This is a genomic window from Aeribacillus sp. FSL K6-8394 (assembly GCF_038008865.1).
Taxonomy (GTDB): Bacteria; Bacillota; Bacilli; order Bacillales; family Aeribacillaceae; genus Aeribacillus; species Aeribacillus composti.
In genome coordinates, this window is record NZ_JBBPAA010000002.1 from 550,134 (window position 1) to 564,818 (window position 14,685).

11 protein-coding genes and 2 riboswitches are annotated in these 14,685 nt (G+C 41.5%); all 11 genes read left to right on the forward strand.

The window, feature by feature from the left end; all coding sequences use genetic code 11:
- Positions 1 to 208 precede the first annotated feature (208 nt).
- Positions 209 to 339: riboswitch (guanidine-I (ykkC/yxkD leader) on the forward strand.
- A gap of 140 nt (positions 340 to 479) precedes the next feature.
- The 11 genes from NSR00_RS15075 (at position 480) to deoC (ending at position 14,577) form a co-directional block, all read left to right on the forward strand.
- Complete coding sequence (locus NSR00_RS15075; protein WP_340789635.1) at positions 480 to 1,505, forward strand: ABC transporter substrate-binding protein; 1,026 nt, start codon at positions 480 to 482, stop codon at positions 1,503 to 1,505.
- Between the two features lie 13 nt (positions 1,506 to 1,518).
- On the forward strand, positions 1,519 to 2,337 hold the full coding sequence (locus NSR00_RS15080) for an ABC transporter permease (protein ID WP_063389266.1): 819 nt from the start codon (positions 1,519 to 1,521) through the stop codon (positions 2,335 to 2,337).
- A complete protein-coding gene (locus tag NSR00_RS15085; protein ID WP_340789639.1) occupies positions 2,338 to 3,132 on the forward strand; it encodes an ABC transporter ATP-binding protein in 795 nt (264 codons plus the stop codon).
- 34 nt (positions 3,133 to 3,166) lie between these two features.
- Positions 3,167 to 4,858: a methyl-accepting chemotaxis protein gene (locus NSR00_RS15090; RefSeq protein WP_066246816.1), complete on the forward strand. Its 1,692-nt coding sequence runs from the start codon at positions 3,167 to 3,169 to the stop codon at positions 4,856 to 4,858.
- 136 nt (positions 4,859 to 4,994) lie between these two features.
- A riboswitch (guanidine-I (ykkC/yxkD leader) is annotated at positions 4,995 to 5,117 on the forward strand.
- 62 nt (positions 5,118 to 5,179) lie between these two features.
- On the forward strand, positions 5,180 to 5,893 hold the full coding sequence (locus NSR00_RS15095; protein WP_063389264.1) for an urea amidolyase associated protein UAAP1: 714 nt from the start codon (positions 5,180 to 5,182) through the stop codon (positions 5,891 to 5,893).
- Between the two features lie 100 nt (positions 5,894 to 5,993).
- Complete coding sequence (locus NSR00_RS15100; RefSeq protein ID WP_094245131.1) at positions 5,994 to 6,644, forward strand: urea amidolyase associated protein UAAP2; 651 nt, start codon at positions 5,994 to 5,996, stop codon at positions 6,642 to 6,644.
- 43 nt (positions 6,645 to 6,687) lie between these two features.
- The gene (gene uca / locus NSR00_RS15105; protein WP_339229662.1) at positions 6,688 to 10,326 is read left to right on the forward strand and encodes an urea carboxylase; all 3,639 of its coding nucleotides are present in this window, start codon (positions 6,688 to 6,690) and stop codon (positions 10,324 to 10,326) included.
- Entirely contained in the window at positions 10,323 to 12,095 is a 1,773-nt protein-coding gene (atzF, locus tag NSR00_RS15110) for an allophanate hydrolase (RefSeq protein WP_340789640.1), read from the forward strand. The genes uca and atzF overlap by 4 nt, the downstream gene beginning before the upstream one ends.
- A gap of 278 nt (positions 12,096 to 12,373) precedes the next feature.
- Positions 12,374 to 12,853 carry an ABC transporter permease gene (locus tag NSR00_RS15115; protein ID WP_340789642.1) on the forward strand — a complete coding sequence of 160 codons (480 nt, stop codon included), beginning with the start codon at positions 12,374 to 12,376 and terminating at the stop codon, positions 12,851 to 12,853.
- Positions 12,854 to 12,869: 16 nt separating this feature from the next.
- Positions 12,870 to 13,895: a substrate-binding domain-containing protein gene (locus NSR00_RS15120; protein ID WP_340789644.1), complete on the forward strand. Its 1,026-nt coding sequence runs from the start codon at positions 12,870 to 12,872 to the stop codon at positions 13,893 to 13,895.
- Positions 13,896 to 13,905: 10 nt separating this feature from the next.
- A complete protein-coding gene (deoC, locus tag NSR00_RS15125; RefSeq protein ID WP_340789646.1) occupies positions 13,906 to 14,577 on the forward strand; it encodes a deoxyribose-phosphate aldolase in 672 nt (223 codons plus the stop codon).
- The last annotated feature ends 108 nt before the right edge of the window (positions 14,578 to 14,685 follow it).

The following is a 14,685-nucleotide window of genomic DNA, read 5'->3' on the forward strand; positions in this document are numbered from 1 at the left end:
TTTCGAGAAATTATGTTAGAAAATATTACATATTTATTGCAGATATAGTCATATAAACTATAATTCTTAATAAATAAAAAATCCCCCTAAAGAGTTTGTAGTGATCTCTCATTCTCTGTCAACCGGAAAAAGAAGGTGAAAAGCTGACATTTGCCAGCGTATCTTGGAATGATGAAAAGTGAATATCGTTCCCCGAAATAAGTGGGAAATCAAAGCTGTCTAGGGTTCCGTTGCTGGCAGGCTGTATCACCGCCGGTAAGTCTGGTCCGAGAGAGAGCGTATAGAAGCTGCGTTTGATTGCAACTTCTATATACACGGAAGGATAAAAGCCTGGGAGATCTATTCTCTCTGGCTTTTATTTTTTTAAAGCTGAAAATTTAAAAATCTGGGGAGGGGGATATAACAGAATTTCTTTAAGTACTATTTTGAAATACCTAAATTCAAAAAGAGATGAAAAATATAAAGCCGAGGTGAAAGACATGAAGAAAAAGAAGCTTCCACTACTTGTTCTTTCTATCATTTTTTGCTTGTTGTTGGCTGCTTGCGGAAGTAAATCTGCAAATGAAACTTCTTTCGGCAATAAAAGCAAGAAAGAACCGATTAAGATTGGTTTCAGCGCCTTGCCGAGCTGGTATTTATGGCATCTCGTAGAAAAAAAGGGTTTTTTCGAAAAACATGGAGTGGATGTCGAATTGGTTTGGTTTCCAGTATATGCTGATTCCCTTTCTGCATTAAATACGGGAGAAATTGATGGAAACAGCCAAGCTTTGCTTGATTCGATCTCCCCTTTAGAAAAAGGAATTGATTTAAAAGCGGTATTTATTACAGACAATTCACTTGGCGGCGATGGGCTTGTTGCTTCAAATGATATTCGCTCGGTTAAAGACTTAAAAGGGAAGAAAGTTGGTACGGAAATAGGTACGATTGAACACTTTTTTCTGCTCACGGCATTGCATGAAGCGGGATTAAAGGAGTCCGATGTGAAATTTACAAACTTATCTGTTCAAGATGCGGGAAATTCATTTATAGCTGGAAAATTGGATGCAGCCGGTTTGTGGGAGCCTTTTTTAAGCATGGCAGTGAATAAGGGAAAAGGACATAAGTTGGTGACATCCGCTGATTTTCCGGGCTTGATTTCCGACTTATTCGTTGTAAGGGGAGATGTTGCGAAAGAGAGGAAAGAGGACGTGCAAAAAATCGTAGCAGCATGGTTTGATGCGGTTGACTATCTTTCGCAAAATTACGATCAATCGATTCAACTAATAGCGGACGAGGCGGGAATTTCAAAAGAAGAGCTGGATGTAGGAATGAAAGGATTCAAGCTGTTTTCTCCTGAAGAAAGCTTGAACGCTTTTAAAGAGGGAGATAACTATCAATCTTTTTATTACACAGCTGAAAAAAATGCTGAATTTTTAAAAGAGTTAGGGTTTATTAAAGACATTCCTGATTTTAGCAGCTTCGTTGACACCTCATTTATAAAAGCGGAAATTGAACGGGCAAAGTAAGGAGGATTAATGGATGGAGCTTCAAAAAGGAAAAAGGCATCAATGGACATTATTCAAAATACGCGAGGATATTCCGAAAAAATGGTATTTTACTGGGGTATCAGCTGCTTTTATCTTGTTATTGCTCATTTGGATTTTGCTGAGCAATTTAAAACTTGTGGATGAAGTATTTCTTCCGACTCCCGCAGCTGTTGTGGGCTCTTTCTTTGCTGCCCTTTCAAGTCCGGAGTATTGGGGAGAAATCGGGATTAGCGTCTACAGAGTTTTTATGGGGTTTTTACTGGCATGTCTGTTAGGGATTCCGCTCGGAATATTGGCTGGCACTTTTAAGCTTGCAGAATCGGTTATTTTGCCCGTCTCTGAGTTTATCAGGTATATGCCGGCAGCCGCTTTTATTCCACTTATTATGGTTTGGGCAGGAATTGGGGAAACAGCAAAAATTTTAGTGATTTTTATCGGAAGCTTTTTTCAGCTCGTTTTAATGGTGGCAGATGACACAAACCGGATTCATAAAGACCTACTTTATGCCTCCTATACTCTTGGAGCAAACCGCTGGCAAGTCATCTCAAAGGTTATCATCCCTGCAATGCTTCCGAAATTAATGACAACTATGCGGCTGATTATGGGATGGGCTTGGACGTATTTAGTTGTAGCAGAGCTGGTGGCGGCAAACAACGGTCTTGGATATTCGATTATGAAAGCGCAGCGTTTCATGGATACCGAGTCCATCTTTGTCGGAATCATTGTTATCGGGCTGTTGGGACTTATTATTGACAGATGCTTTGCCTACATTAATAAAAAATTATTTCCATGGGCGGAAGGAGGAAATTAAATGTTGAATGCTATCAAAGCTGAAAAAAATCTTCGTCAAGAGAAGATTGAAATAAACATTCAAAATTTGTCGAAAGTGTATAAAACGAATAATGGCTCCTTTCAAGCGCTGGAGAATGTTTCTTTGTACGTAAAAAATGAAGAATTTGTTTCCATTCTTGGACCGTCGGGATGCGGTAAGTCGACCATTTTGAGAATTTTGGCAGGTTTGGAGGAGCCGACATCAGGCAGTGTGCAAGTATCCGGTGAAGAAGTGAAAGGACCAAGTGCGAAACGAGGTATGGTCTTTCAGTCTTATACGTTGTTTCCTTGGTTGACAGTAAGAGAAAACATAGAGTTTGGCCTCAAGCTAAAAGGAATGAAACAAAAAGAGCGTAAAGAAATTTCCGATCGATATTTAGAGCTGGTAGGACTGGAAAGATTTGCGGATTCCTACGGCAAAGAATTGTCCGGCGGCATGAAACAACGTGTGGCTATTGCAAGATCGTTGGCCAATAATCCGGAAGTGTTATTAATGGATGAACCTTTTGGAGCGCTTGATGCACAAACAAAGCAATCCATGCAGCAATTATTGTTGGATATTTGGAAGAAGGAAAAAACAACCATTGTGTTTATAACGCACGACATCGATGAAGCCTTATTCTTATCCCAGCGAATATATGTCATGGAAGCAAGACCGGGGAGAATTCTCGAAGAGATTGATGCGGGTTTGCAATTATTTCAAGATGGGGAGCTTGTGGATGTAGAGAAATTTATGAATGTAAAAAAACATATCATTTCTTTATTAAAGCATTAGTAAAAAAAATACAGAAGGATCGGAAGGGCTGTTGATGATGAAGATACGAAACAAACTGCTCCTTAGCTTTGGAACCGTTTTGCTAATTGTCCTGCTCGCCTTTCTTATTGTTTACTCTACTTTGCAGGACGTTTCCAAATCCTATTTTAATTTAGCAAATACCGATATGAAAAAATTGCAGCTTGCCCACCAGATTCAATTTGAAGACCTTGCGTTAACAGATGCGGTCAGAGGGGTGATTATCGAACCGGATAATACGGCCGAAAGGGAAAAGTACAATCAGTTTGCAAAGCAAATTGATCAACATATTAAAGAAGTGACTCCGATGCTGGATGATTCCAGGACGAAAAAAATTTTCCACGATCTAAATATAAATAATCAAAAATTAGTTGAATTAGAAACGCAGATGATGGAATTGGCCGGGGAAGACCGCCAAAAAACGCTTGCTATTTTTCATGGTGAATATGCGGATATTCGAGCTATTTTTAGTTCCAAACTGGAAGAATTCAAACAAATTGAGACAGAACGGATAACCAAGAAAATTGCGGAAGATGAAAAATTAATAAGAAAAAAAATCATGGCGGGTGCAGCGGTATTTATCACAGCACTGTTTGCAGGTATTTTAATTGCAATATTTATTTCTAAAAGAACCACCCGGCCATTGTGGAAAATTGCAAATAAATTAGAGGAATTGGCGCGAAATAAAGGAGATTTAACAGCTAGAATCCATATCACGAATAAAGATGAAATTGGAAAGCTGGCGGCGGCATTTAATAGAATGCTGGAGAACTTGCAAAAAATGATGCTAAAAATAAAGGAAACGACAGATGAAGTTTCCGCTTCAGCACTCGAGCTTTCTGAAGGTACTAAAAACTTTGCGGAAAGTACAGAACAGATCACGATGGCAGTTCAAGACATTGCTTCCGGAGCCGGTGATCAAGGGGACATGGCGGATGAAAGCTCACATGCGGTGAATAATATTGCCAATGAAGTTCAAAAAATTGCATCGTCATCTTCTTTCGCAGCAGAATCGGCCTTGACCACATCGAAAATCGCAGAAGAAGGAAACAAATCAATTGTCAAAGCAGTCAAGCAGATGGAATTTTTACAAAAATCCGTTGATGAAGCGTTTATTAAGATTGAGGAACTTGGCAAGCTTACCGACGAGATAAAAAAAATATCAGATGTCATGGCAAATATAGCGGAGCAGACGAATTTATTGGCTCTAAATGCTGCAATTGAGGCGGCGCGTGCAGGGGAACAAGGCAAGGGTTTTGCTGTTGTAGCAACGGAAGTTCGAAACTTGGCGGAAGAGTCAAAACAATCTGCGATTCAAATAAATGAAATGATACAGCATGTCCTCTCCATTGCTGCTGCCGCCGTGGAGAATATCGATAAAGGAAGGAGCGATCTAAAAGAGGGTAAAAGGGTTGTTGATGATGCTGGGCGCGCTTTCCATAAAATTTTAACATCAGTTGAGAAAGTAACATGTCAAATACAAGAGGTTTCCTCATCTGTCCAGCAAATGTCAACAGGAGCTGATCAAGTTGCTGTTTCTATCGGACAATTGGCTGACATCGCCAAAAAATCATCAGCTCATTCACAAAATGTGGCAGCCTCAACGGAAGAACAACTGGCTGCAATTGAAGAATTTACAGCAACGGCAGAAAATCTCTCAAATGTAGCAAAAAAACTGAGAAACATGATCGGGGAATTTAATGTTTAACATTGTTTTTATCTATTTCCAGCATTCATTGTAAGTTTCATGTTATATTATCTAACAAAATCATTGAACAATGCTGCACTCCTTTCTATATTAATCTTAAATAAAAATTTCATAAAGGTTCCTGATCGATAGGAACAAAAAAGCTGTCTAGGGTTCCGCTGCTGCTTAAGTTTGCAGCAGGTCTGGTCCGAGAGAGAGCGTATAGAAAGCATCAAAAGATGCCTTTCTATAAACACGGAAGGATAAAAGCCTGGGAGATTTCCCCAGGCTTTTATTTTTTTACAACGATCATTAAGAAAAGTCTCAAGGGAGGTATTTTGGATGACTAAAATTTTCAGCAAAACGATCGTACCTGGAGGAAAATGGTCAGGAAAAATTGGAAAAGGAAAGCTTATTCGTTTTACAGCCTTGGAGGCTGGAGCCAATCTTTCACTTATGATGTATCATGCACATGATCTTTCAGAGCGTTATAACATGCCAGATACATTAAAAGCCCAGCACACATTTCACTTGACAAAGGGAAACGTATTGATGAGCGATAACGGCCGAGTATTGGCCAGCATCACTAGCGACAGCCTTGGCTGGCACGACACTGTTTCAGGCTATACCACAAGGGAAGGAACAGATGAGAAATATGGAAAAACAAGCTATCAAGAATTAAGAAATGACTGGCTCAGAAGCGGAGAAGAGAACTTTGCCATGGAACTTGTAAGAAACGGGCTCAGCCTGCGCGACATGGCTCCTGTCGTCAATCTGTTTTCAAAAGTGAAAACCGACGACAAAGGCAACCTTACCTATTGTTTGGATCATTGCAAAAAAAATGACACAGTAACATTAAGAACAGAAATGGATATTTTGCTGATTGTATCTAATACACCAAATCCGCTTGATCCAAGAACCAACTATCCGTCCGTTCCGGTGGCAATGGAAATGCTTCCGGCAGAGCCTGTCGATTTGAACGATTATTGTGTAAATTATCGTCCTGAAAACCGCCGGGCATTTGAAAATACTTGGGAATATTATGCGCTTTTGTAGCATTGGGCAGGAAATTGTTTGAGTACCCAGGCTGATGCCTTTAAAGATCAACATTATAGAAAATACCGATTTAAAAATACGATATGGGGAGGAAAGGAACATGGAAAATATTAAAAAAGTAGAAAGTCCTCGAAAAGAAGAAAATGCAATCTATAACAAAATCATCCCTGCCGGTGAAGGCTGGATGCATGAACTAAAGCCAGGGCAAGTTCTAAGAATTGTCGACTTGGAAGGAAACCAAGCAGTAGATACATTGTTTTACGATGCAGATAATCCGGAGGATCATTACAGTGTAACAGCCACCATTACAGGACAGAAAAATATTTACTTAACAACAGGTTCGGTGCTTCGTTCTGAATCAGGAAATGAATTGCTGAAGATTGTAGCGGATACATGCGGGCGGCACGATACATTAGGCGGTGCTTGCTCAGCACAAAGCAATACCGTCCGATATGCACATGATAAATTGCATATGCACAATTGCCGCGACACGTTTATGCTGCAGTTGTCGAAATATGGGGAGCGTTTTACAAAAAGGGATCTGGCTCCAAATATTAACTTCTTCATGAATGTTCCGGTTACAGAAGATGGTCATTTAGAATTTGCTGATGGAATCTCTTATGCCGGAAGTTATGTGGAATTATTATCCCTTCGGCGGACATTGGTGCTGATCAGCAACTGCCCGCAATTAAACAATCCTTGCAATGCTTACAATCCAACAAAAATACAAGTGCTGATTTGGGATAAATAAACAGAATCAACTAGGATACGGATGCGTCAGGGGGGAGTACAAAATGTTTAAAAAAATTCTGATTGCCAATCGCGGGGCAATAGCCGTCCGGATTGAACGGACGCTTCGCAAACTTGGAATTCTATCGGTTGCTATATATACAAAGGCGGATCAAGACAGTTTACATGTAGACGAAGCAGATGAAGCTATTTTAATAGGAGAAGGCCCGGTCAAAGACAGCTATTTGAATGGAAATTTAATCATAAAAGCTGCCATTGAGTCAGGAGCCGATGCCATTCATCCCGGATATGGATTTTTAAGTGAAAACGCAGATTTTGCCCGCTTGTGCGTACAAAATGGAATTACGTTTATCGGACCTTCACCTGAACAGATGGAGATATTCGGATTAAAGCATTCTGCCAGAGAAATTGCAAAAAAAGCCAATGTTCCTTTATTGCCGGGAACGGACCTCATCACCGATTTGGATGAGGCGGTAAAACAAGCTGAACATATTGGTTATCCAATTATTTTAAAAAGCACGGCAGGAGGCGGAGGCATCGGAATGCGCGTTTGCGAAAATGAACAGCATTTGCGCTCGGCATTTGAGGCGGTACGTCGTCTTGCTGAAACAAATTTTAAAAATAAAGGAGTTTTCCTGGAGAAATATATCGCTAGAGCACGCCATATAGAAGTTCAAATTTTTGGAAATCGATTTGGTGAAGTGGTAGCTTTAGGCGAACGAGACTGCTCTATTCAGCGCCGCAATCAAAAAGTTGTGGAAGAAAGTCCGGCCCCTCTTTTGTCCCAGGAAGTCAGAAAAGAAATGTTCGCAGCCGCCATCCGATTGGCGGAAGAAGTTGGATACCGGAGTGCAGGCACTGTTGAGTTTTTATATGATCCTGAAACAAGCTCCTTTTACTTTCTTGAAGTGAATACAAGACTTCAAGTGGAGCATGGTGTAACAGAAGAGGTCTTTGGCATCGATCTTGTTGAATGGATGATACGTGAAGCAGCAGATGATCTGCATGAATTGCATTCCTTAGTAAAAGAGCCGAAAGGGCATAGCATTCAAGCGCGTATTTATGCGGAAGATTGTTTGCATGAGTTTCGGCCGAGCGCCGGACAGATTGATGAGGCAAAATTTCCTAAAACAGCTCGAACGGAAACGTGGGTAAGAAACGGAATCACGGTTACGACTCTTTATGATCCAATGCTGGCGAAAGTGATTGTTCGTGGAAAAAACAGGGAAGAGGCGATCGGAAAACTCATACAAGCGCTAAACGAAACGAAATTGTACGGTATTACAACCAATCTCCACTACTTGAAAGCTTTATTGAAGGAAAAGGATTTTATAAAAGGAAATGTATACACCCGTTTATTAAACCATTTTCAACCTAGAGAACATGCACTGGAAGTATTGGACGGAGGAATTCAAACAACTGTTCAGGATTGGCCCGGACGCATTAAATATTGGAGCGTAGGTGTGCCGCCTTCCGGTCCAATGGACCAGCTCTCGTTCCGGATTGGAAATAAACTTCTCGGGAACAGAGAAGGCGCCCCTGGTCTTGAAATGACATTGCGCGGGGGATCTTATCGTTTTCGAGATGATATATGGTTTTGTATTACAGGTGCCGATATGCAGGCTAAGCTTGACGATCAGCCCGTGCCGATGTATGAACCTGTTTTGGCAAAAAAGAACCAAGTATTATCATTTGGTGAAGCGAAAAGGGGAATGCGGACTTATTTATTAGTAGCAGGCGGTTTTGACATGCCTGAAGTTTTAGGAAGCTCCTCCACATTTACGCTCGGCGGATTCGGCGGCCATGGCGGACGCGCCTTGCGCACTGGCGATGTGCTTTTGGTCAACCGGGGGGCTGTTGTCAAAAAAACGAAGGGGCTTCCAGCTGAATATAGACCGATCATGACGAATAAATGGACGATAGGCGTCATTCCGGGCCCTCATTGTACAAGCGAATTTTTGCAGCCGGATTATTTGCAGCAATTAACTGAAACAGAATGGGAAGTGCATTTTAACAGTTCGCGCACAGGCGTCCGGTTAATGGGCCCAGCCCCGAAATGGGCAAGAGAAGACGGCGGAGATGCAGGTTTGCATCCATCAAATATTCATGATAACGCTTATGCAGTGGGAACGCTTGATCTAACAGGCGATATGCCGATTTTACTGGGACCTGATGGACCTAGTTTAGGAGGATTTGTCTGCCCAGTTACGACGGCTTCAGCTGAGTTTTGGAAAATTGGGCAATTGCATCCGGGCGATATCGTCAAGTTTCATTTGTTGTCATTGGAAGAAGCGGAGGAACTTCGAAAAAAACAAGAAATGTTTATGCAAAAAATTGAAAATGGCAGTTTGTACGGATTTCAACCTTCTCAACTTCCTGCCATTAATCCAAAAATTACAGCCGACGATTCAATTTTGGCTCAAGAACAAACATCTCGAAACATTCCAATTACGATTCGTTCAAGCGGCGACGAAAATTTGCTGATTGAGTACGGTTCAATGGATTTAGACCTGCTGTATCGGTTTCAAGTACATGCTTTAATGCAAGCGATACAACAAAAAGGCAACATCCCTTTCCTTGATTTAACGCCGGGCATTCGGTCTTTGCAAGTGCACATTGACCCATCGAAAATGTCCGTTCGCGAGGCTTGTCAAAAAATTTTAGAAATTGATCGCGAGCTTCCGCCGCTGGAATCGATAAAAGTCCCTTCACGTATTGTTCGGCTGCCTCTTTCCTGGGATGATCCGGCTACTCAATTGGCCATTGAACGCTACCAGAAAAACGTCCGTTCCGATGCTCCGTGGTGTCCGAGTAATTTGGAATTCATCAGGCGCATAAATGGCTTAAAAAGCATTGATGATGTAAAGAAAATTGTATTTGATGCAAAATATCTTGTTTTAGGATTAGGTGACGTCTATCTTGGCGCTCCAGTAGCCATTCCAATTGATCCTCGGCACCGTTTAGTCACAACAAAATATAACCCTGCCCGGACTTGGACGCCTGAAAATGCGGTAGGAATTGGCGGTTCGTATTTATGTGTATATGGAATGGAAGGTCCTGGAGGCTATCAATTTGTCGGCCGGACGATTCAAATGTGGAATAAATTCCGGACAACGAAGAGTTTTGAACAAGGAAAACCTTGGCTATTGCGGTTTTTCGATCAAATTCAGTTTTACCCAGTAGATGCGGAACAGTTGCTGCAATTGCGGGAAGATTTTCTTAGAGGAAGGTTTGAAGTGGAAATAACAGAAACAGCGTTTGATCTTGGCGAATATTTAAAATTCTTGGATTCGATCAAAGATAGTGCCGAAACTTTCCGCATGCGGCAGCAGGAAGCTTTTCAAGCAGAGCGAGAACGGTGGAAGCAGCTAGGATTGGCGGAATATATATCAGAGCATGAACCAATGAAAGAAGGGCAAGAGGAAAATATCCCTCCAGGTGCTGAGGTTGTTCGTTCTTCCATGCCTGGAAGTGTATGGAAAGTTCTTGTGTCTCCTGGACAGCAAGTTAAGAAAGGCGATGTTCTGATGATTGAAGAAAGCATGAAAATGGAGTTTCCGCAGCTGGCCCCGTGCGATGGACAAATAGTAAATGTTTACGTGAAACCAGGGGACGAGGTGCAATCAGGACAATTGATTGTCAGCATTTTAAAGCAGAAAGAACGAGAGGAGGTTCTCAAATGAAATCGGTCAAACATTTTCCTCAACCTTTGACGATTGCGCGGTTGAGAGAGATGTACCTTAACAATGAATTGACTCCCGAAGAAGTAGTCGTTGAAATCATTCATCGAGTTAAACAAGATGAGGATATGAATATATGGATTACCCCTCCGGCAATGGAAAGAATTCAGCCTTATCTAGACAGGCTTGCTTCACTGGATCGGAAAAGCTTGCCATTATGGGGAATTCCATTTGCTATTAAAGACAACATTGATTTAGCCGGGGTTCCGACAACTGCAGCTTGCCCCCAATATGCTTATATACCAGAAAAAAGCGCAACAGTGGTTGAGCGGTTAATTGCAGCAGGTGCAATCCCATTAGGAAAAACAAATTTAGATCAGTTTGCCACTGGGCTTGTCGGTACAAGAAGTCCTTATGGAGAAACGAAAAATGCCTTAAAAGAAGAACTGATCAGCGGGGGATCAAGCTCTGGATCTGCGGTGGCCGTTGCACGAGGCCATGCAGCGTTTGCACTCGGAACGGACACTGCTGGGTCCGGACGAGTGCCGGCAGCCTTAAATCGCTTAGTCGGATTTAAGCCGAGCAGGGGAGCCTGGCCGACCGCTGGAGTAGTTCCGGCTTGCGCAAGCCTTGATTGTGTGACAGTTTTTGCGCACAATTTGCAGGATGCATTGGAAGTTGATCGAATTGTGCGCGGCGAGGATGAAACAGATCCTTGGTCACGCTATTTCCCGAACGTATCGCCGAAAAGTCCGAGCAAAATTTGTTTGCCGAAACAACCGCTTTCGTTTTTTGGCCCATTTCGTGAAGGATATAGGAATGCATGGATGAAAACGATGAAAAGATTGGAACGTTTGCGTCTTCCGATTGAGTATATCGATTATGATTTGTTTTCCGAAGCGGCGTCTCTTCTTTATGAAGGTCCTTGGGTGGCGGAAAGATGGGCGGATTTAGGTGATTTTGTGAAAGCAAATACAGAAGATGTGTTTTCCGTTACGGAAAAAGTCCTTTCTTCCGGAGCTTCTCCTGATCATACGGCAGCATCAGCTTTTCAAGCGATGCACAGGATCCAATCAATCAAGCATAAAGTGAAAAAATTGTTAAAAGATGCAGTATTAGTTTTGCCTACTTGTGGCGGTACTTGGACGCGCGAACAAGTTAGGCTCGATCCGATTCGCACAAATAACGAAATGGGAAAATACACCAATCACTGTAATCTTTTGGATCTGTCGGCAATCGCCATTCCGGCAGAGGATGCGGAAGCAAATGTTCCTTTTGGCATGACGATGTTTTCGCTGGCAGAACAGGAAGGATTGATATTCGGACTTGCTTCTCAATTTTTAGGAGAGATTCTAACAGAAAATTTTCAACCGCAAAAAAATACGACTTTTGTTGCCGTCTGCGGTTTGCATATGAGAGGGTTTCCGCTCGAAAATGAAATGCATCAATTCGGCGGCAAATTCGTATGTGAAGCAACAACTGCTCCTAATTACCGGCTGTATAAGCTGCCTACGGATCCTGCCAAACCGGGGCTTATCAAAACAAACCACAATGGCGCCTCCATTCAATTGGAGATATGGGAAATGCCATTAGCTTCATTTGGTGCTTTTACAGCATCTATTCCAGAACCTTTAAGTATAGGAACAGTAGAACTGATCAACGGAAACAAAGTGCCGGGCTTTCTTTGTGAAGCGTATATAGCCAATCGATCCGAGGATATTACAGCCTTTGGAGGATGGCGCTCCTATTGCCTGAAAGAACTCAATTCATAATACAAAAGCCGTCAAACATGTTGGCGGCTTTTTCACGTTCAAGCGCAAAATTCTAATTTTAAGAGATCGACAGGATGGAGTGACTGAACTATTTAGATAAAATCGACGTGTACGTACAGTGTATTAGGAGACAGAAAGTTAGCTGCATACTTCTGTTTTGTTTATTTTTTAAACTGTAAAATACGACTTTTACCTCTGCTGGTTACTTGAATATTGAAAATACCAATGTATCAATTCATTTCCAAATTGCTTGAAAAAATAGTATTTCCTCTTATTTATTGATTGATAATAAAGTTCCTGTTTCTGGGATTTTGTGGATATTATTAACTATTATCGGAATTTTCGTTTTGCATTATACTACGTTTGGACGCAAACTATATGCGATTGGAGGGAACCCCCAATCTGCCTATTTATCGGGTATTGAGGTGAACCGATATATTATTGCAGCTTATGTTATTTGTGGAGCCATGTCCGCCTTGACAGGAGTTGTCCTTACATCATGGCTGACGGTGGCTCAGCCTACCGCTGGGAAGGGAATTGAATTGGATGCTATCGCAGCGGTAGTCCTAGACGGAACAAGTTTATTTGGCGGAATTGGAGATGTTGGCGGGACGTTTATTGGTGTTTTGTTGTTAAGTATTATCACGAATATTTTCAATCTGTTAGGTTTGTCGTCTTATTATCAGTCGATCTTCATGGGGATAATAATTGTTCTGGCTTTAGTATTGAATCGATTTGTTGTTAAAAAATCAGATTAAGAGAGGAGAATATCAAATGAAAAATTTTAGCTTGTTACGTTTACTTCTAGCTACGTTATTATGTTCAAGTCTTCTTTTGGCAGGATGTACAAACTCCCAGCAAACTGATGGATTATCAGAAAACGGTGAGGGGCAAACTTCCGATTCCTCTCAAGAAAATGACAATGTGGTTATAGAGTTTTCACAGGTTACGCTAGAGTCTCCATTTTATGTATCTTTAGTAGATGCTGCAAAAGCAGAAGCAGAAAAGCAAGGAGTTGAATTGATTGCTATCGACGCACAGAATGATATAGAAAAACAAAATCGGGACGTGCAGGATTTGATTACAAAAGGTATTGATGTTTTGGTAATAAATCCTACACATCCGACAGCCGTTGCGCCGGTGCTACAAGCAGCGAAACAAGCAAATATTCCAGTGATTACAGTGGACCGTCCCACTGAAGAAGAGGTAACAGCTTTTATTGGTCGAGATAATAAGGAAATGGGTAGAATTGCAGGAAAAAAAGCGGTTGAACTGCTTGGCGGTGAAGGAAAAGCAAAAGGAAAAATTATTGAACTGCAGGGAGATGCAGGCGGTAAAGTGATGAAAGATCGTCATGACGGGTTTCATGAAATTGTGGAAAAAGAAGCAGGCATTGAGATCATCGAAGGACCTTATTGTGACTATGTTCGTTCTAAAGCCGTCAAAGCATTTCAAGATCTTCTTCAAGCCCACCCAGATGTCAATTTGGTTTATGCCCATAATGATGATATGGCTCTCGGAGCCCTTCAGGTCTTAGAACAGTCAAACATGTTGGACAAGATAAAAATTGTAGGTATTGATGGGCTCACAGAAGCAGTAAAAGCCATTGTCGATGGCAAGTATCATGCAACGGTTTTAAATGATCCAGCAAAGTTGGGGCAATTAGTAGTGGAGACGTCTATAAAAGTTACAGAAGGTGAAGAAGTCAAAGAGTACATTGATGGAGGTACTGGTTTGATTGATGCTTCTAATGCGAAAGATTATTTTGATGAAAAAACAGTTTTTGCATCAATGAAATAGGGGGATTCCTATGGATAATATTTCTTCATACATTGATCATACATTATTGAAGCCTGAGGCAACCGGAAAAGACATTGAAAAGCTATGTGAAGAGGCAATAAACTATCAATTTGCTTCTGTTTGTGTTAACCCGTATTTTGTTCCACTGGCGTCTAACCTATTAATGGGTACGAGAATAAATGTGTGCACGGTCATCGGCTTTCCCCTTGGTGCAAATACAACCATCATCAAAGTCAAGGAGACGGAAGAGGCTATTCAAAACGGTGCAGATGAAATTGACATGGTAATGAATGTCGGAGCTTTAAAGGAAAGGAACGATCAAGGGGTATTCCAAGACATAGAAGATGTAGTGAAAGCAGTACAGGGAAAAATCGTGAAAGTTATATTGGAAACTTGTCTATTGACAGAAGAGGAAAAGAAACGGGCTTGCTTATTGTCGAAAGAGGCTGGTGCACATTTTGTAAAAACATCTACAGGATTAGCATCAGGTGTTGCGACGGTCGAAGATGTAACATTGCTGCGAAAGGTAGTAGGTGATCGAATGGGAGTTAAAGCATCAGGAGGAATACGAGATAGAAAAACAGCCATAAAAATGATTGAGTCCGGAGCTTCGCGTATCGGTACAAGCAGTGGTGTGGAGATTGTGAAAAGCGATTTAATTTCCGACAATAATGGATATTGATGATGGAAACATACCTGTAGGAAAGTTACCTACAGATCAGCCTGTAGACAAAAGCTTCACAAGAAGCAGGTCTTCAGGCTTTTTTTGTCGAAATGATTAACGAGTGAT

Coding starts and splice junctions, on each gene's coding strand:
- deoC (WP_340789646.1), top strand. CDS start 13,906: ATGGATAATATTTCTTCATACATTGATCATACATTATTGAAGCCTGAG.
- NSR00_RS15085 (WP_340789639.1), top strand. CDS start 2,338: ATGTTGAATGCTATCAAAGCTGAAAAAAATCTTCGTCAAGAGAAGATT.
- atzF (WP_340789640.1), top strand. CDS start 10,323: ATGAAATCGGTCAAACATTTTCCTCAACCTTTGACGATTGCGCGGTTG.
- NSR00_RS15090 (WP_066246816.1), top strand. CDS start 3,167: ATGATGAAGATACGAAACAAACTGCTCCTTAGCTTTGGAACCGTTTTG.
- NSR00_RS15095 (WP_063389264.1), top strand. CDS start 5,180: ATGACTAAAATTTTCAGCAAAACGATCGTACCTGGAGGAAAATGGTCA.
- NSR00_RS15075 (WP_340789635.1), top strand. CDS start 480: ATGAAGAAAAAGAAGCTTCCACTACTTGTTCTTTCTATCATTTTTTGC.
- NSR00_RS15120 (WP_340789644.1), top strand. CDS start 12,870: ATGAAAAATTTTAGCTTGTTACGTTTACTTCTAGCTACGTTATTATGT.
- NSR00_RS15100 (WP_094245131.1), top strand. CDS start 5,994: ATGGAAAATATTAAAAAAGTAGAAAGTCCTCGAAAAGAAGAAAATGCA.
- NSR00_RS15080 (WP_063389266.1), top strand. CDS start 1,519: ATGGAGCTTCAAAAAGGAAAAAGGCATCAATGGACATTATTCAAAATA.
- uca (WP_339229662.1), top strand. CDS start 6,688: ATGTTTAAAAAAATTCTGATTGCCAATCGCGGGGCAATAGCCGTCCGG.